Raw genomic sequence first — 17,280 nt, forward strand, 5'->3', positions numbered from 1 at the left:
GGTAGTTGTATTTTACCGCAACGCGGATAGATTGCGACGGCGACAACGGAGACGATCATGGCCAGCGCAAGGACACCGGTGCCCGCGTCGGACCATCAGGACGACATCGAGGCGGAGAACTTTCCGACGCGGGAGTATATCGGTGCGATGGCGCTGGAAATGGCGCGGATGGCGCGCGAGGGGGGCGATGGCCGGTTGGCCGGGCTGCTGGAGGACGCGGCCAGGGCGGCGGCCCTGGACCGGCCGGACGACTAAAGCGACGCCATTCCGCCGGGCAGGAGTTCGGCGCGGCCGGTCAGGCTGAGCTCCAGCAGGGCGGCGGCGACCTGGGCGACCGGAACGTTCAGCGCGCGGGCGATCTCGTCGCGCGGCGCGGGCGTCTGCGACAGCAGGGCGGCGACCCGGTCCAGGAAGGCGTCGTCCAGATCGTCGTCGAAGCGCAGCGGCGCCGAAGGCGGCTCGCGCAGGGTGCGCAGGCCGTCGAAGGCGCGTTCGATGTCCTCGATTCCCTCGCACAGGACGGCGCCCTGGCGCAGCAGTTCGTTGGGACCGCGCGCCCGGGGGTCCAGCGGCGATCCCGGCACGGCGAAGACCTCGCGGCCCTGTTCGGCGGCCAGGCGGGCGGTGATCAGGGAGCCGGAGCGAATTTCGGCCTCGACCACCACGACGCCCCGCGACAGCCCCGAGATGATGCGGTTGCGGCGGGGAAAGTCGCGCGCCTGGGCGCGGGCGCCGACCGGGCTTTCGGAGACCACGCAGCCCTGGTCCACCAGCCGGGCGTAGAGGCCGGCGTGTTCGGGCGGATAGATGTCGTCGACCCCGCCGCCCAGGACGGCGACGGTTCCGGTCTCCAGGGCGCCTTCGTGGGCGGCGGCGTCGATGCCGCGCGCCATGCCGGAGACGACGACATGGCCCGCCTGGCCCAGTTGTCCGGCTAGGCCGCGCGCGATCCGCTGACCGCCCGCAGACGCGATGCGGGCGCCGACGATGGCGACGGACGGGCGGTTCAACAGGCCGATGTCGCCGCGCGTCCACAGGATCGGCGGCGGGGGATCCAGCGCGGCCAGCATTTGCGGATAGTCGGGATCGCCCAGCACCAAGAGGCGCGCGCCGAGGGCGTCGCCGGCGGCCTGTTCGCGCTCGACCGCTTCGACGGACGGGGGCGGGGCGGCGGCGGACTTGCGGACCAAGCCGTGCAGGGCCTCCAGAGCGGCGACGGCCGAGCCGTAGCGGGTCACAAGCTGGGCGAAGGCGACGGGGCCGATGCGGTCGGTGCGGGCCAGCCGCAGCCGGGCGAACCGTTCGGCCGGGGCCAGGCTCACGCCTTCTTGGCCCCGATACGCGGCTCCTCGCCCTTTAGCAGGCGGGCGATGTTCTGATGGTGGCGCACCCAGATCAGCACGGCGGCGAAGACGGTCAGGATCAGGATCGGCGCGCCGACCGGCAGGCCCAAGGCCGCCAGGGGCGCCAGCGCCAGGAGCGGCGCCGTCGCCGACGAGATCAGGGCCGCCAGCGACGAATAGCGGAACAGGAAGGCTGACAGCAGCCAGACGCCCGCCGCCATCAGGCCCAGCGGCCAGGCGGCCGCGAGGAGCAGGCCGTAGAAGGTGGCCACCCCCTTGCCGCCCTTGAAGCCCAGCCAGACGGGGAACAGATGGCCCAGGAAGGCCGCGCCGCCAGCGACGGCGCCGGCGGTCTCGCCGCCGAACAGATGGCGCGCGATCAACAGGGCGGCCGCGCCCTTGCCCGCGTCCAGCAACAGGGTGGCCAGTGCCAAGTCCTTGCGTCCGGTGCGCAGCACATTGGTCGCGCCGATATTGCCCGAACCGATGTTGCGCACGTCGCCGGCGCCCGCCGCGCGGGTGATGACCACGCCGAACGGAATCGAACCGAGCAGATAGCCGCCGAGCGCGACCAGCGCCAAGGTCCCGATCGCGGGGCCTGTCAGATCCTGCACCTTGATTCGCTCCCCGCGTGTCGTTGCGGCAAAATGCGTCGGCGGAGGACCGGGAGCAAGGGCGATCCGACCTCTTGACCCAGCGATCCGCGCGGCGTCTGGTCCGGCCGCCCGCCGGAGAGAACGATGCGCCCAAGTCCGACTGTCGCCGCTGTCGCCCTGATGTTGTCCACGGCCGCCTGCGTGGGCGCGCCGGCGCCCGCCGCGCCGCCCGCCGGCGGACCGGCGATGGCCGCCTATTTCGACTGCGTGCGCGACGGCGGCGTGGCCGTTTCGGCGCACCGGGCGGTGTCGGCGCCGGACCAGCCGGAAAACTCGATCGCCGCCATCGAGGCGACGGGTCGGGCCATCCCCGACGCCATCGTGGAGCTGGATGCGGCGCTGACCCGCGACGGCCATCTGGTGCTGATGCATGACGAGACGATGGACCGAACCACGACGGGCCGTGGGCAGGTCGCGGACCTGACCCTGGCCCAGGTGAAGCGGGCGCGGCTGAAGGCGTCGAACGGCGGCCTGACGCGCGCGGCGCCGCCGACCCTGGGCGAGGCCCTGGACGCCGCCGGGCGGGTCGGGGCCATCGCCAGCATCGACCTGAAGCCCGCCGAGGGAGAGATGACCGTCGACCTGGCGCGAGCGGTGATCGATCAGGTGCGACGGGCTGGCGCCGGGGACCGGGTGATCCTGATCACCTATGACGACGCCAATGCGCGGGCGGTGGCGGCGATGGCGCCCGAGATGATGATTTCGGCCGGATTGAGCGGCACGGACGATCTGCGGGGACTGAACGCGCCGCAAATCCTGGCCTGGACCGGAACGCGCGAGGAGCGACCGGCGCTGTGGCGGGCGCTGCGCCAGGCGGGGGTGGAGGTGCAATTCGGCACTCTGGGCGCGCAAGGGGTGCGCCGTGACGACCGCTATGCGGCCGACGGAGACGTGTCGGAATACCGCGACCTGGTCCGCCAGGGGGTGACGGTGATCGCCACCGATACGCCGCTGGCCGTCAAGTCGGTGCTGGGCGCCGAGGTGGCCAAGGCGGCGGCCTGTCCCCGCCCGCGTTGATCGCCGCGCCGATTTGCGCTCGATCAAGGGCGGCGGCGCTCGACTGGGGCAGAAACCGGCCATGAGCCAGAATTCGGACTTCGATATCGCCGTAGTCGGCGCCGGGCCGGCGGGCCTGGCCTTCGTCCGGTCGCTGGCGGGCGCGGGATTGTCGGTCGCCGTGATCGAGGGACAGGACGAGGCGGCGCTGCGCGCGCCGGCCTTCGACGGGCGGGAGATCGCCCTGACCCATCATTCGATGCGCCTGTTGAAGACGATGGGCGTTTGGGACCGGATCCCGGCGGACGACATCTCCGACCTTCGCCAGGCGCGGGTGCTGGACGGCGGCTCGCCCTTCGCCCTGACATTCGGCGCGGCGGACGCGGACCGACTGGGCGTGCTGATCCCCAACCACCTGATCCGGCGCGCCCTGTTCGAAATCGTCGAGAGCCAGGCGGGCGTGACCCTGATGGCGGGTCGGCGGGTGGCGGCCTGTCGCATCCAGCCCGCCGCTCCGCGCGGTCGGCTGACGCTGGACGACGGGACGACCATCCGCGCCAGCCTGGTGGTCGCGGCGGATTCGCGCTTTTCCTTCATGCGCGACCAGTTGGGCGTGGGGGCCGAGATCAACCGGCTGGGCCGCTCGATGATGGTGTGCAGGATGCGCCACGAGCAGCCGCACGGCCATGTGGCGACCGAATGGTTCGACCACGGTCAGACCGTCGCCCTGCTGCCGGTCGCCGACCCGGACCAGCGGGTGTCGTCGGTGGTGTTGACGCTGGCGACGCCGGCCATAGCGGACCTGACGGGGATGTCGCCCGAGGCCTTCGCGGTCGCGATGGAACGGCGGCTGAAGGGGCGGCTGAGCGGGCTCGAACTGGTCGGGACGCGTCACGCCTACCCGCTGGCCACGACCTGGAGCCATCGGTTCGCGGGCCAGGGGTTCGCCCTGATCGGCGACGCGGCGGTGGGAATGCACCCCGTGACGGCCCACGGCTTCAACCTGGGTCTGCGGGGGCAGGAGACCCTGGCCAAGGTCGTGCGGTCGGCGCGCGGCGGCGACATCGGCGCGGAGCGGCTTCTGGCCCGCTATCAGCACGAACACCGGCTGGCCAGCTGGCCCCTGTATCAGGGGACCAACGCCCTGGTGCGTCTGTTCACCGAAGAGACGCCGCCCGCTCGGCTGGCGCGCGGCCTGGCGCTCAGGGCCGGGCAGGCGACGGCGCCGTTCAAGGCGGCGGTGAAACGGATGCTGACGGCATAGGCCGCCGTTCTCAGTGAACCTTCCGTCCGCCCACCCAGGTTGCAACCACCTTGCCCTGGAGCCGGCGGCCGTCGAAGGGGGAGTTCTTGGATTTGGAATGCAGGGCGTCGGCGTCCACGATGATCGGGGCGCCGGGGTCGAACAGGATCAGATCGGCGGGCGCGCCCTCGGCCAGGACGCCGGCGTCGAGGCCCAGCAGGGCGGCGGGGCCGTGGGTCAGGGGGCGCAGGACGTCCAGCAGGTCCAGGCCGTCCTCGTGGTGCAGCGTCAGGGCGGCGGGCAGCAGGGTCTCCAGGCCGACGGCGCCAGGGGCGGCTTCGCTGAACGGGCGGCGCTTGTCCTCGGCCGGGGCGGGGGCGTGGGCGCTGGTGATCACGTCGATCAGGCCGTCGCGCACGGCCTCGATCAAGGCCTGGCGATCAGCCTCTGATCGCAGCGGCGGATCCAGCCGGTAGAAGGTGCGGTAGTCGCCGATGTCCACCTCGTTGAAGCACAGGTGGTTGATCGAGACGCTGACGGCGACCTCCAGCCCCCTGGCGCGAGCGCGGGCCAGGGTCTCCAGCGCGCCTTCGGTCGAAATCTGGTCGACCAGGAAACGGGCGCCGGTCTGTTCGACCAAGGCCAGATCGCGCTCCAGACCGATCCGTTCGGCGATGGCGGGACTGCCCGACAGGCCCAGGCGCGTGGCCAGTTCGCCGGAGGCGGCGACCGATCCTTCGGTCAGCCAGGGGTCGGAGGGGCGGCAGGCGATCAGGGCGTTGAAGGCGGCGGCGTAGCTCATCACCCGTTGCAGGGTGCGGCTGTTGACGATGACCTTGTCGCCGTCGGTGAAGTATAGCGCGCCGGCTTCGTCCATCAGGCCGATCTCGGCCATGCGTTCGCCGCCCAGGGCCTTGGTCGCGGCGCCGGCCGCGCGGACATTGACCAGGTTCAGGGCCGCGCCGCGACGCTGGATGAAGTCGATCATCGCCGGGTCGTCGACGGCGGGGTCGGTGTCGGGCTGGACGACGATGGTGGTCACGCCCCCGGCCGCGGCGGCCAGGCTGGCGGACTTCAGCGTCTCCTTGGGCTCGGCGCCCGGTTCGCCGGTCTTGACGCGGATGTCGATCAGGCCGGGCGACAGGCACAGGCCGTCGGCGTCGATGGTCTCTATGTCAGCTAGGAAGTCCGCTGTTGAGCCTCTGATGACTTCGACAATTTTTCCGTCATGAACGAGCACGCCGCCAGGACCATCATAGTCGCTGGCGGGGTCGAGCAGCCTGGCATTGAGGATGGCGAAACGAGTCATCGAAAATCCTCCACCGTGAAGCGAAGCGGAACGGGGGAGGGGGACCGCGAAGCGGTGGAGGGGGCGAAGACGCGTGTGGTGTCGGATGGCTGCAACTGAGTCAAACGCAGGCGGCAGATGCGGAGTCCGCTTTCGCCCCCTCCACCACGCTGCGCGCGGTCCCCCTCCCCCGCGATGCGGGGGAGGATCTGAAGCGTTGTCATCATTTATCTCCCCAACGAGCGGAGAGGGAGGCCAGCACGGCCATGCGGGCGGCGACGCCCATCTCGACCTGATCCTGGATCAGGGAGACGTCCAGATCGTCGGCGACGTCGGAATCGATTTCGACGCCGCGGTTCATCGGGCCGGGGTGCATGACCTTGGCGCCCGGCTTGGCCCAGGCCAGCTTCTCGCGGTCCAGGCCCCAGAAGCGGAAGTATTCGCGGGTGGAAGGCACCAGGGCGCCGGCCATCCGCTCCAGCTGGAGGCGCAGCATCATCACCACGTCGCAGCCCTGCAAGCCTTCGCGCATGTCGTGGAAGACCTCGCAGCCCCAGCGATCCGCGTCGCCCGGCACCAGGGTCGGCGGCCCGATCAGGCGCACGCGCGCGGCCATCATCTGCAACAGGGCGACGTTGGAGCGAGCGACGCGGCTGTGGGTGATGTCGCCGCAGATGGCGACGGTCAGGCTGGTCACGTCTCCAAAGGCGCGGTGCAGCGACAGAAGATCCAGCAGGGCCTGGGTCGGGTGTTCGTGGCGGCCGTCCCCGGCGTTGACGACGGCGCATCCGACCTTCTGGCTGAGCAGCTCGGCGGCGCCCGAGGCCGAATGGCGCACGACCAGGATGTCGGGCTTCATGGCGTTCAGGGTGACGGCCGTGTCGATCAGGGTCTCGCCCTTCTTCACCGAGGAGGCGGCGACCGGCATGGTCACGACGTCGGCGCCCAGCCGTTTGGCGGCGATCTCGAACGAGGAGGCGGTGCGGGTCGAGTTCTCGAAGAACAGATTCACGACCGTCCGGCCGTGCAGCACGTCCAGCGCCTTGGACGACTGGCGATTGAAGTCCACGAAGGCGTCGCCCAGGTCCAGCAGTTGCGGGACGACGAACGGATTCAGGTCCGACGCGGCCAGGAAATGCGGCCTTGGAAAGGGAACCAGCCGCTGCTGGATGGTCTGATCGGTGACTTGAACGGGCTGGGTCATCGAGACGCCGCTATAGGCGCGACTCGGGCCTAACGCCAGTCAGGTGAAGTGGAACAGGGTCAGCAGGACGGGAATGACCAGGGCGCTGCCCGCGGTGGTCAGGGCGATGACGCCGGCGATCAGGGGCGCGTCGCCGCCCATCTGGCGCGCCAGCATATAGGAGGCGGCCGAGCCGGGGGCCGCGCCGCAGATCAGGGCGACTCCCTGGGCCAGGGCGTCGCCGCCCAGCGCCCAGGCGACGAACCACATCAGCGGCGGCATGACGCCCAGCTTGACCAGGGCGACGGCGGCGATGGTCGTGCGGCGGCGCTTGACCTCGGCGAAGGACAGACCCGCCCCGGCGACAATCAGGCCCAGCGGCAGGGCGGCGGCGCCCAGCAGGTCCATCGCATCCGACAGGCCGGGGATCAGGGGCGCGCGCAGAAGGTTCAGCGCCAGGCCGATCAGGCAGGCCAGCAGAATGGGGTTGGCCAGCATGGACTTGACCAGGCCGACGACCGACGGCTCGCGATGCAGCGACCCCCATCTGGCCAGCACGGCGACGCAGGCGATGTTGGTGACGGGGATGATGAAGGCGATGGCCACGGCGGCCAGAGCGGTGCCTTCCGAACCGTAGACCGACTGGATCACCGGCACGAAGACGAAGCTGTTCCAGCGGATCACGCCCTGGAAGACGCTTGTGTAGGCCGGGCCGTCCAGGGTGATCAGGGGCCTGGCCGCAAAGGTTCCCGCCGCCACGATCAGGGTCGCCGCGACCGCCGCGGCCCCCACCACCGTCGCCCCGCCGCCCGCAAGGTCTGCATGCCAGATCGCGGGAATCAGAAAGCTGGGATAGAAGATGTTGATCGACAGCTTCTCGATCGGCCGCCAGGCCGCGTCCGGCAGGAAGCCGGATTTCCTCAGGCCATAGCCCAGGGCGATCATCAGGAAGACCGGCAGGACGCCGGCGATCAGGGCCGTCAAATCCAGTTGGCCTGGTCGCGCACCCGATCCAGCGCCCCTTGCAGGATCCAGGCGGCGGCGGTGCGGTCGACGACCTGGGCGCGGCGCTTGCGGTTCAGGTCCAGGTCCTCGATCAGGAAACGTTCGACGGCGCTGGTGGACAGCCGCTCGTCCCAGAAGGCGACGTTGACGGGGCGCAGCCGCTCCAGATTACGGGCGAAGGCGCGGCATGACTGGGCGCGCGGCCCCTCCGAGCCGTCCATGTTGACCGGCAGGCCGACGATCAGGGCCGAGACCTGGCGATGGGCCATCAGCTTGAACAGCTGTTCGGCTTCATGCGTGAACTTGGACTTGCGGATCAGCTCAAGCGGCGAGGCGATCAGGCGGGTGGCGTCCGACACCGCGACGCCGATGGTCTTCTCGCCCAGGTCCAGCCCCATCCACGGCGTGTCGGGCGGGCAGGCGGCAGGCAGGTCGAGGAGGTCGAGGACGGGCACGGCCGGGCGGTAGGCCGCAAACCGCAGGAAGTCAAAGGCGTCGCCTTGTGAATCCGGGGTCGGAAGGCTAATCCCGCCGATACAGTCCCTATCGACGTGCATTGGAGGGCCGCATGGCCATCGACGCTGCGACGGTGCGCAAGGTCGCGCATCTCGCCCGCATCAAGACCCCCGAGGATCGGCTGGAGCCGCTGGCCCAGGAGCTGAACGGCATCCTGGCCTGGATCGAGCAGCTGGATCAGGTGGATGTCGACGGCGTCGAGCCCATGACATCGAACGTGGCCCAGCCCCTGCGCCTGCGCGAGGATGTGGTGACGGACGGCGACCGGATCGCCGACGTCCTGTCCAACGCCCCGAAATCGGCCGACGGTTTCTTCGTCGTGCCCAAGGTGGTCGACTGATCATGAGCGACCTGACCAAACTGACCCTGAAGGCGGCCGTCAACGGGCTGAAGGCCAAGGAATTCTCGTCCGCCGAAATCACCCAGGCCTTCTTGACCAATATCGGAGCCTCGAACCCGACGCTGAACGCCTATGTGGAAGTGACGACGGACAAGGCGCTGGAGATGGCCAAGGCGTCCGACGCCCGTCTGGCGGCAGGCGCGGGCGGCGTGTTGGAAGGCGCGCCCCTGGGCATCAAGGACCTGTTCTGCACCGAGGGGGTGCAGACGACGGCCGGATCGAACATGCTGCGCGGCTTCGTCCCGCCCTATGAATCGACCGTGACCGCCAATCTGTGGCGCGACGGGGCGGTCATGCTGGGCAAGCTGAACATGGACGAGTTCGCCATGGGCTCTTCCAATGAGACCTCGGCCTTCGGTCCGGTCAAGAACCCGTGGAAGTCGACCGACTCGAACGCCGAGCTGACGCCGGGCGGTTCGTCGGGCGGTTCGGCTTCGGCCGTGGCGGCGGACCTGTGCCTGGCCGCCACCGCATCGGACACCGGCGGCTCGATACGTCAGCCCGCCGCCTTCACCGGCACGGTCGGGATCAAGCCGACCTATGGCCGCGCCAGCCGTTTCGGCATGGTGGCCTTCGCCAGTTCGCTGGACCAGGCCGGACCGATCACCAAGACGGTCGAGGACGCGGCCCTTTTGCTGCGCTCCATGTGCTCGTTTGACGCCAAGGATTCGACCAGCCTGGACATCGAGACGCCCGACTGGACGAAATCGGTGGGTCAGTCGGTCAAGGGACTGCGGATCGGCGTGCCGCGCGAATATGTCGTGGACGGCATGCCTGCCGAGATCCAGGCCCTATGGGATCGGGGCGTGGCTTGGCTGAAGGACGCGGGTTGCGAGATCGTCGAGATCAGCCTGCCGCACACCAAATACGCTCTGCCGACCTATTATATCGTGGCGCCGGCCGAGGCCTCGTCCAACCTGGCCCGCTATGACGGGATGCGGTTCGGGCACCGTGCGGAGACGTTCACGTCGCTGGACGACCTGTACGCCGCCTCTCGCGCGGAAGGGTTCGGCAAGGAGGTCCAGCGTCGCCTGACCATCGGCGCCTATGTGCTGTCGGCCGGTTTCTACGACGCCTATTACGTCAAGGCGCTGAAGGTGCGTCGTCGCATCGCCGAGGACTTCGACAATGTCTGGGGTCAGGTGGACGCCATTCTGACGCCGTCGACGCCTTCGGCCGCCTTCGCGCTGGGCGACAAGCAGATCGACCCGCTGACCATGTATCTGAACGACGTTTTCACGGTGACGACCAATCTGGCCGGCCTTCCGGGCATTTCGGTGCCGGCGGGCGTGGATTCCGGCGGCCTGCCGCTGGGTCTTCAGGTCATCGGCAAGGCGCTGGACGAGGCGACGGTGTTCCAGGTCGGCGCGGCCCTGGAGCGCGCCGCAGGATTTACGGCCAAGCCGGGCAAATGGTGGTAGGCCGCCCCGTCGCGTAGGAAGGTCGCATTGACGCCTGCCCCTGGCGGGCGTCTGATGGCCCCAGTTGCAAGACCTGGGAGCCAACCATGGGCGCGCGAACGGGAAACGACCACGGCAGCCTGATCAAACAGGCGCTGGACGACGGAACGGGGCCGGCGCGATCGGCGCTGGCCGCGTCGTGGCGCCGGTCGATGATGCTGTACGGCCTGGACCCCGAAAGCCGGGACCAGGTCGCCACCCTGACCGAGAGCCAGCTTCGGGCCGCGCGCGAGGCGATGGAGCCGGTGACGCAGGCGGCGCAAGGCGTGCTGGACCGGCTGTTCCTGGCCGTCGGGGACGCAGGCTGTTGCGTCCTGTTGTCCGACGCCTCGGGCGTGCCGGTCGAGCGACGCGGCATGGCCAGCGACGACGAGATCTTCCACCGCTGGGGCCTGTGGCCCGGCGCCGTGTGGTCCGAGGCGGTGGAGGGCACCAATGGCATCGGCACGGCCCTGGCCGAAAAGCGGCCCGTGACGATCCACCGCGACCAGCATTTCCATGCGCGCAACATCGGCCTGAGTTGCTCCAGCCATCCGATCTACGATCACCTGGGGCGGCTGGCGGGGGCGCTGGACGTGTCGTCGTGCCGGGCGGACCAGACCGAAGCCATGCTGGGGCTGATCAACGCGGCCGTGGCCGATGCCGCGCGGGCCATCGAGGCCCAGGCCTTTCGTCAGGCGTTCTCGACCGCGCGGATCGTGCTGGCGGGCGATGCGGTCGAGCGCAACGCGGCGGCGCTGCTGGCGGTGGATCGCGACGACCTGGTGGTCGGGGCGACGCGGGCGGCGCGGCTGGCCCTGTCGATCACCGACGAGCGGATCGCGGGACAATTGGCGGCGGCCGAGGTGCTGGGCGGCGGCTCCATCGAGGCGGACCTGCTGGAGGCCGAGCGCGGGGCGGTCCGGCGCGCGCTGGCGCTGAACAACGGCAATGTGTCGGCGGCGGCGCGGGCGCTGGGCGTCAGCCGCGCCACCCTGCATAGGAAGCTGCATCGGCTGGGCCTGGCCGGGGCGCCCCACTGATCCGACCTGTCGCAAACCTGCGACAGGTTTGCAGCGCACCATGAGCCGCCGGTCTGGCGCGCGCGCCGGCTGAAGACGAGCTTCCGGTCCCAACGACGTCGATAAGCGACGCCCGAGGAACACGTCAGGAGGCCATGCATGACCAAACCCGAATTCGTCCGCGCCGCGACCCCCAAGTTCAAGGCGCGCTATGACAACTTCATCGGCGGACAGTGGGTCCCGCCGGTCAACGGCCGCTATTTCGAGAACACCTCCCCGGTGAACGGCCGCGTCCTGTGCGAGGTGGCTCGCTCGGACGCGGCCGACGTCGAAAAGGCGCTGGACGCCGCCCATGCCGCCAAGGACGCCTGGGGCCAGACCAGCGTGGCGGAACGCGCCCTGCTGCTGAACCGGATCGCCGATCGCATCGAGCAGAACCTGCAAGCCGTCGCCGAGGCCGAGACCTGGGACAACGGCAAGCCGGTGCGTGAGACCCTGGCGGCCGACATCCCGCTGGCCATCGACCACTTCCGCTATTTCGCCGGCTGCATCCGCGCACAGGAAGGCGGGATTTCGGAACTGGACCACAACACGGTCGCCTATCATTTCCACGAGCCGCTGGGCGTGGTCGGTCAGATCATCCCCTGGAACTTCCCGATCCTGATGGCCGCCTGGAAGATCGCCCCGGCCCTGGCGGCGGGCAACTGCATCGTGCTGAAGCCGGCGGAACAGACGCCGGCGTCCATCCTGGTGGTGATCGAACTGATCCAGGACCTGCTGCCGGCGGGCGTGCTGAACATCGTGTCGGGCACCGGCGTCGAGGTCGGCGAGCCCCTGGCCACCAATCCGCGCATCGCCAAGATCGCCTTCACCGGCTCGACCGCCGTGGGCCAGAAGATCATGGAATATGCGACCAAGAACATCATTCCGGTGACGCTGGAGCTGGGCGGCAAGTCGCCCAACATCTTCTTCAAGGATGTGATGGATCACGACGACGCCTTCCTGGACAAGGCGCTGGAAGGGTTCGCCATGTTCGCCCTGAACCAGGGCGAGGTCTGCACCTGCCCCAGCCGGGCGCTGGTCCATGAAGACATCTACGACGCCTTCATCGAGAAGGCGATCGCCCGGGTGAAGGCGATCAAACAGGGCGATCCGCTGGACCCCGAAACCCAGGTCGGCGCTCAGGCGTCGGACCAGCAACTGAAGAAGATCCTGGGCTATCTGAAGATCGGCGCGGACGAAGGCGCCGAGGTCCTGACCGGTGGTCATCAGGCGGTGCTGAAGGACGATCTGTCCGGCGGCTTCTATGTCGAGCCGACCGTGTTCAAGGGCACCAACAACATGCGGATATTCCAGGAGGAGATCTTCGGGCCGGTCCTGGCCGTGACCACCTTCAAGACGCTGGAGGAGGCCATCGCCATCGCCAACGACACCGAATACGGCCTGGGCGCCGGGGTGTGGTCGCGCGACATGAACACCGCCTATCGCGCCGGCCGGGCCATCCAGGCGGGGCGGGTGTGGACCAACTGCTATCACCAGTATCCGGCCCATGCGGCGTTCGGCGGCTACAAGAAGTCGGGCATCGGGCGCGAGAACCATCGGATGATGCTGGACCACTATCAGCAGACCAAGAACCTGCTTGTCAGCTACAGCCCCGACAAACTGGGCTTCTTCTGACCTAGATCAAGGACGGCCGGTCGTCGGCCGGCCATCCTGCGACCGCGCGCCGAAACCACTCCCACAGCGCGCGAGACTGAGCGGCGGACAGGCCGATTTCCTGCTTTCGATCTGTCCGCCGCCTTCCCCCAGAACCGAGGAGGACGTCCGATGCCCAAGACCATGAAGGCCGCCGTCGTGCGCGAATTCGGCAAGCCGCTGACCATCGAGGAAGTCGCCGTGCCCGAGCCCGGACCCGGCCAGGTTCAGGTCAAGATCGAGGCCTCCGGCGTCTGTCACACCGACCTGCACGCCGCCGAGGGCGACTGGCCCGTCAAGCCCAACCCGCCCTTCATTCCGGGCCACGAAGGCGTCGGCTATGTCTCGGCCGTGGGCGCCGGGGTCAAGCTGGTCAAGGAAGGGGATCGCGTCGGCATCCCCTGGCTGTATTCGTCCTGTGGCCACTGCAAACACTGTCTGGGCGGTTGGGAGACCCTGTGCCACGAGCAGGAGAACACTGGCTATTCGGTCAATGGCGGCTTCGCTGAATACGCCATCGCCGATCCGAACTATGTCGGCCATCTGCCGGCCAACGTCAGCTTCAACGACATCGCCCCGATCCTGTGCGCGGGGGTGACGGTCTATAAGGGGCTGAAGATGACCGAGACCAAGCCCGGCGACTGGGTGGTGATCTCGGGCATCGGCGGCCTGGGCCATGTGGCGGTGCAATACGCCAAGGCCATGGGGATGAATGTCGCCGCCGTGGACGTGGACGACGCCAAGCTGGACCTGGCCCGGCGGCTGGGCGCGACCGTGACGGTCAACGCCAAGACCTCCAATGACCCCGCCGCCGAAATCAAGGCCCAGACGGACGGCGGCGCGCAAGGGGTTCTGGTCACGGCTGTTTCGCCCAAGGCGTTCGAACAGGCGGTCAACATGACGGCGCGCGGGGCGACCGTCGCGCTGAACGGCCTGCCGCCCGGCGACTTCCCGCTGTCGATCTTCGACATGGTCCTTAACGGAACGACGGTGCGCGGCTCCATCGTCGGCACGCGGCTGGATCTGCAGGAGGCGCTGCAGTTCGCCGCCGACGAGAAGGTACGGGCGACCGTCTCGGTCGAGCCGCTGGAGAACATCAACGACATCTTTCAGCGGATGCACAAGGGTCAGATCGAGGGCCGGATCGTGATGAACATCAACTGATCGACGCCCGGCGATGAGAGGGGGCGGCCGGTGATCCGGCCGCCCCTTTCCCTGTCCGCGATGCGGGATCAGGCGGCCGGTATGGCCTTCAGGTCGGTGTCGATGGCGGCGATCTTGGCGTCGGTGATGTGGCCCTGAGAAAAGGGGGCGACCTGACGCAGGGTCATGCCCTTGAACTGGGCGTAGGCGGGGTGACGGTCGAGGCCGGGCAGGTGCTTGTCCAGCACCGCCTTGGTCGCGGGATCGGCGACCAGCGCCTCGATGGTGCTGTCGATCGTCGGGCGGGCGTCGTGATGGGCATGGTCAGGCGCAGCCGCGGGAGCCCGAGTCGGGGCGGGGGCCGGCGCGGTCTGGGCCGAGGCGGCGCCGGCCAGCAGCAGGGAGGCCGCAGCGGCGGCGAACAGGGTCTTTGTCATCGAAATCTCCATTGGGAAGCGCAAGTTGAGCGCCTTTCGCGACATCATCAAGACAGCCCCCTTTCTCGCCGCCGACGAGGGCGCTAGGACGGGCGCATGACCGACACCGTTTCGAACGCCAAAACGATCAAGGGCCGCACCGGCGATTGGGAAATCGTCATGGGGCTGGAAATCCACGCCCAGGTGGCCTCCAAGGCCAAGCTGTTTTCGGGGGCCGCCGTCGGCTTCGGCGCGGGGCCGAACGAGCAGGTGTCGCTGGTGGATGCGGGCTTCCCCGGCATGTTGCCGACGCTGAACAAGCATTGCGTCGAACAGGCGGTGAAGACGGGCCTGGGACTGCGCGCGCAGATCAACCGCCGCAGCCAGTTCGACCGCAAGAATTACTTCTATCCGGACCTGCCGACCGGCTATCAGATCAGCCAGCTCTACTACCCCATCGTGGGCGAGGGCGTGGTCGAGGTGGAGGCCGACGACGGCGGGTTCTTCAACGTGGGCATCGAGCGGCTGCACCTGGAACAGGATGCGGGCAAGCTGATCCACGACCTGTCGCCGACCGAGAGCTATGTCGACCTGAACCGGGCTGGCACGGCGCTGATGGAGATCGTCTCGCGCCCCGACCTTCGCACCCCGGAAGAGGCGGTGGCCTATGTGAAGAAGATCAGGACCATCCTGATCTATCTGGGCACCTGCGACGGCGACATGGAGAAGGGCAATCTGCGCGCCGATGTGAACGTGTCGGTCTGCCGCGCCGGGAACTACGACAAGTTCAAGCAGTCGGGCGACTTCGGCTATCTGGGCACGCGCTGCGAGATCAAGAACGTCAACAGCTTCCGCTTCATTTCTCAAGCGATCCAGTATGAGGCGCGCCGCCAGATCGAGATTCTGGAGGACGGCGGTTCGATCGTGCAGGAGACCCGCCTGTTCGATCCGACCAAGGGCGAGACGCGCTCGATGCGCTCCAAGGAAGAGGCGCAGGACTATCGCTACTTCCCCGACCCCGACCTGCTGCCGGTGGACCTGGAAGAGGCTTGGATCGCCGAGATCAGGGCGTCTCTGCCTGAACTGCCGGACGACAAGCGCAAACGGTTGATGGCCGACTATGGCCTGTCGCAATACGACGCCGTCGTGCTGATCTCCGAACAGGCCAAGGCGGACTATTTCGAAGCGGCCGCGAAGGGTCGGGACGCCAAGCTGGTGTCGAACTGGGTCACGAACGAGGTTTCCGCCCGTCTGGCTGCGGATCACAAGGACTTCAGCGACAACCCGCTGCCCGCCGCCCATCTGGCGCAGCTGGTCGAACTGATCGAGACGAACGTCATCTCGTCCAAGATCGCCAAGCAAGTGTTCGATCATGTCTGGAACGGCGAAGGATCGCCGGCCGAAGTGGTGGAGAAGCACGGCCTGAAACAGGTCACGGACACCGGCGCCATCGAGAAGGCGGTGGACGAGATCATCGCCGCCAACCCGGACAAGGCCGCCGCAGTCGCCGAAAAGCCCCAGGCCATCGGCTGGTTCGTCGGCCAGGTCATGAAGGCCACGGGCGGCAAGGCCAATCCCGCCGCCGTCAACGACATTCTGAGATCAAAGCTGGGGCTTTGATCTCAAGTTTTGCTTGGGGGCTGCGGCCCCCAAACCCCCGGCGGGTCGCTAACGCTCGCGACGCGGTCGCTCGCTGCTTGAGCGACACGTCTCAATGAACAAAGGCCCCGGAGAGCGTTCTCCAGGACCTTCGCGTTCTTGGCTACCAGCGCCAGGCGTCTCGGACGACATCGATGATATAGCCGTCGTATTCGTCGATCAGATAGAGGTTGTTGTCGACCGACACCCAGCGCGTGCCCTCAGGCGGATAGCCCAGGCCATAGGTGCGCCAGTCGTTCAGCTGATAACGCCAGAACACGTCGGGCAGATACTGGCCGACCGACCAGGTGCGGCCCCAGTAGGAGCGCGGCACGCTGTAGTAGCCCCAGCCCGGCGCGAAGTAGAAGCCGATGCGGACGCCGGAATAGCCCCGGAAGCGGTTGTCATTCCTCCACCAGTCGGCGCGGTGGTTGCGATAGAAGTCGCGCCGCCATTGGTCGGCGTTGAAGCGCCGGCGGAACTCCTGCCGCTGCCGATCGCGGTCGCGGCCGTTGTTCCACCCCGAACCGGGACGATCCGGGCGATTCCAACCACTGCCGGGGCGGTCGGGTCTCTGGCCGCCGGCGCCAGGCCGGTCTGGACGGTTCCAGCTATTGCCGGGACGGTCGGGCCGTTGGCCGCCGTTGGGGCGGTCCGGGCGGTTCCAGCCGGCGCCGGGGCGGTCGGGTCTCTGGCCGCCGGCATCCGGTCGGCCGGGGCGGTTCCAGCTATTGCCGGGCCGGTCGGGCCGTTGGCTGCTGTTGGGGCGGTCCGGGCGGTTCCAGCCGCCTTCCGGCCGGTCCGGTCGCTGGCCGGCGTTCGGACGGTCGGGCCGGTTCGATCCGCCTTCGGGCCGCTGGGGACGCGGGCCGTCCGCCCCGGGCCGGTCGGGCCGGCTCCAGCCGCCGGATGGACGTTCGGGGCGTTGCGCGCCGCCGTCCGGTCGGGCGGGGCGTTCGAAGCGGGGCTGGGTGTCGCGCGTCATGGCCGGACGTTCAGGACGGTCTGCGCTGCGGGACGGCCGCTCGCGACGCGGGGCGGGCTGTTCCGCCGTGTCCTGAGCCAGGGCTTGCAGCGGGGCGGCCAGGGGGGCGGATAGGGCGGCGACGGCGGTGAAAGCCGTCAAAAGGCGTTTCATGTCTTACGGTTCCTGCACGCCGGTTCTCCGGCGGCTTGGGACGACGATGCGTTCGCGGCGATGAACCCAGGCTGAACATCGTTTTCAATCAAGAGTCTGCGCAAAACGACACGACCCCGCAGGCGAAGCTGCGGGGTCGGCGAGCGCGATTCCTGCGAC

The 17,280-nt window shown here is 68.7% G+C and carries 17 protein-coding genes; 9 read left to right on the forward strand and 8 right to left on the reverse strand.

Annotation, left to right across the window (positions count from 1 at the left end):
• Positions 1-57 precede the first annotated feature (57 nt).
• Positions 58-255 carry a hypothetical protein gene (locus tag AC0L6G_RS02130; protein WP_473252778.1) on the forward strand — a complete coding sequence of 66 codons (198 nt, stop codon included), beginning with the start codon at positions 58-60 and terminating at the stop codon, positions 253-255.
• Here AC0L6G_RS02130 and dprA read toward each other — a convergent pair.
• Complete coding sequence (dprA, locus tag AC0L6G_RS02135) at positions 252-1,322, reverse strand: DNA-processing protein DprA (protein WP_473252779.1); 1,071 nt, start codon at positions 1,320-1,322, stop codon at positions 252-254. The genes AC0L6G_RS02130 and dprA overlap by 4 nt on opposite strands.
• On the reverse strand, positions 1,319-1,957 hold the full coding sequence (gene plsY / locus AC0L6G_RS02140) for a glycerol-3-phosphate 1-O-acyltransferase PlsY (RefSeq protein WP_293826085.1): 639 nt from the start codon (positions 1,955-1,957) through the stop codon (positions 1,319-1,321). Before plsY ends, dprA begins: the two co-directional genes overlap by 4 nt.
• A 126-nt stretch (positions 1,958-2,083) precedes the next feature.
• Between plsY and AC0L6G_RS02145 the strand changes: the two genes are divergently transcribed.
• Entirely contained in the window at positions 2,084-3,016 is a 933-nt protein-coding gene (locus tag AC0L6G_RS02145) for a glycerophosphodiester phosphodiesterase family protein (protein ID WP_293826083.1), read from the forward strand.
• 61 nt (positions 3,017-3,077) lie between these two features.
• Positions 3,078-4,259: a 5-demethoxyubiquinol-8 5-hydroxylase UbiM gene (ubiM, locus tag AC0L6G_RS02150; RefSeq protein ID WP_293826081.1), complete on the forward strand. Its 1,182-nt coding sequence runs from the start codon at positions 3,078-3,080 to the stop codon at positions 4,257-4,259.
• Positions 4,260-4,269: 10 nt separating this feature from the next.
• Here the strand turns inward: ubiM and pyrC are convergent, their stop codons facing one another.
• From pyrC to ruvX, 4 genes are all read right to left on the reverse strand, one after another.
• Complete coding sequence (pyrC, locus tag AC0L6G_RS02155) at positions 4,270-5,547, reverse strand: dihydroorotase (RefSeq protein WP_473252780.1); 1,278 nt, start codon at positions 5,545-5,547, stop codon at positions 4,270-4,272.
• Positions 5,548-5,749: 202 nt separating this feature from the next.
• Complete coding sequence (locus tag AC0L6G_RS02160; RefSeq protein ID WP_293826077.1) at positions 5,750-6,730, reverse strand: aspartate carbamoyltransferase catalytic subunit; 981 nt, start codon at positions 6,728-6,730, stop codon at positions 5,750-5,752.
• Positions 6,731-6,769: 39 nt separating this feature from the next.
• On the reverse strand, positions 6,770-7,693 hold the full coding sequence (locus AC0L6G_RS02165; protein WP_293826074.1) for an AEC family transporter: 924 nt from the start codon (positions 7,691-7,693) through the stop codon (positions 6,770-6,772).
• Positions 7,690-8,169, reverse strand: a complete 480-nt coding sequence (gene ruvX / locus AC0L6G_RS02170) for a Holliday junction resolvase RuvX (RefSeq protein ID WP_291536765.1) — start codon at positions 8,167-8,169, stop codon at positions 7,690-7,692. Before ruvX ends, AC0L6G_RS02165 begins: the two co-directional genes overlap by 4 nt.
• Positions 8,170-8,282: 113 nt before the next feature.
• Here ruvX and gatC point away from each other — a divergent pair, with 113 nt between their 5' ends.
• The 5 genes from gatC to adhP all read left to right on the forward strand — a co-directional run bounded on the left by gatC (position 8,283) and on the right by adhP (position 13,950).
• Positions 8,283-8,570 (forward strand): Asp-tRNA(Asn)/Glu-tRNA(Gln) amidotransferase subunit GatC, encoded by a 288-nt coding sequence (gene gatC, locus AC0L6G_RS02175; RefSeq protein WP_291536763.1) that lies wholly within the window; start codon positions 8,283-8,285, stop codon positions 8,568-8,570.
• A gap of 2 nt (positions 8,571-8,572) precedes the next feature.
• Positions 8,573-10,051: an Asp-tRNA(Asn)/Glu-tRNA(Gln) amidotransferase subunit GatA gene (gene gatA, locus AC0L6G_RS02180; protein WP_291536762.1), complete on the forward strand. Its 1,479-nt coding sequence runs from the start codon at positions 8,573-8,575 to the stop codon at positions 10,049-10,051.
• Between the two features lie 86 nt (positions 10,052-10,137).
• Positions 10,138-11,112: a GAF domain-containing protein gene (locus AC0L6G_RS02185; RefSeq protein WP_293826071.1), complete on the forward strand. Its 975-nt coding sequence runs from the start codon at positions 10,138-10,140 to the stop codon at positions 11,110-11,112.
• 138 nt (positions 11,113-11,250) lie between these two features.
• Positions 11,251-12,768, forward strand: coding sequence for an acetaldehyde dehydrogenase ExaC (exaC, locus tag AC0L6G_RS02190; RefSeq protein WP_293826069.1), 1,518 nt, complete (start codon positions 11,251-11,253; stop codon positions 12,766-12,768).
• Between the two features lie 150 nt (positions 12,769-12,918).
• Complete coding sequence (gene adhP, locus AC0L6G_RS02195) at positions 12,919-13,950, forward strand: alcohol dehydrogenase AdhP (RefSeq protein WP_291536756.1); 1,032 nt, start codon at positions 12,919-12,921, stop codon at positions 13,948-13,950.
• A gap of 68 nt (positions 13,951-14,018) precedes the next feature.
• On the opposite strand, the gene AC0L6G_RS02200 is transcribed toward adhP, so the two are convergent.
• The gene (locus AC0L6G_RS02200) at positions 14,019-14,366 is read right to left on the reverse strand and encodes a hypothetical protein (RefSeq protein ID WP_293826067.1); all 348 of its coding nucleotides are present in this window, start codon (positions 14,364-14,366) and stop codon (positions 14,019-14,021) included.
• Positions 14,367-14,462: 96 nt separating this feature from the next.
• Between AC0L6G_RS02200 and gatB the strand changes: the two genes are divergently transcribed.
• Positions 14,463-15,965, forward strand: a complete 1,503-nt coding sequence (gene gatB, locus AC0L6G_RS02205) for an Asp-tRNA(Asn)/Glu-tRNA(Gln) amidotransferase subunit GatB (RefSeq protein ID WP_293826065.1) — start codon at positions 14,463-14,465, stop codon at positions 15,963-15,965.
• Positions 15,966-16,107: 142 nt separating this feature from the next.
• Here the strand turns inward: gatB and AC0L6G_RS02210 are convergent, their stop codons facing one another.
• Positions 16,108-17,121 carry an RcnB family protein gene (locus AC0L6G_RS02210; protein ID WP_293826063.1) on the reverse strand — a complete coding sequence of 338 codons (1,014 nt, stop codon included), beginning with the start codon at positions 17,119-17,121 and terminating at the stop codon, positions 16,108-16,110.
• Between the last annotated feature and the right edge of the window lie 159 nt (positions 17,122-17,280).

The organism is Brevundimonas sp. D3-1P (genome assembly GCF_055809335.1).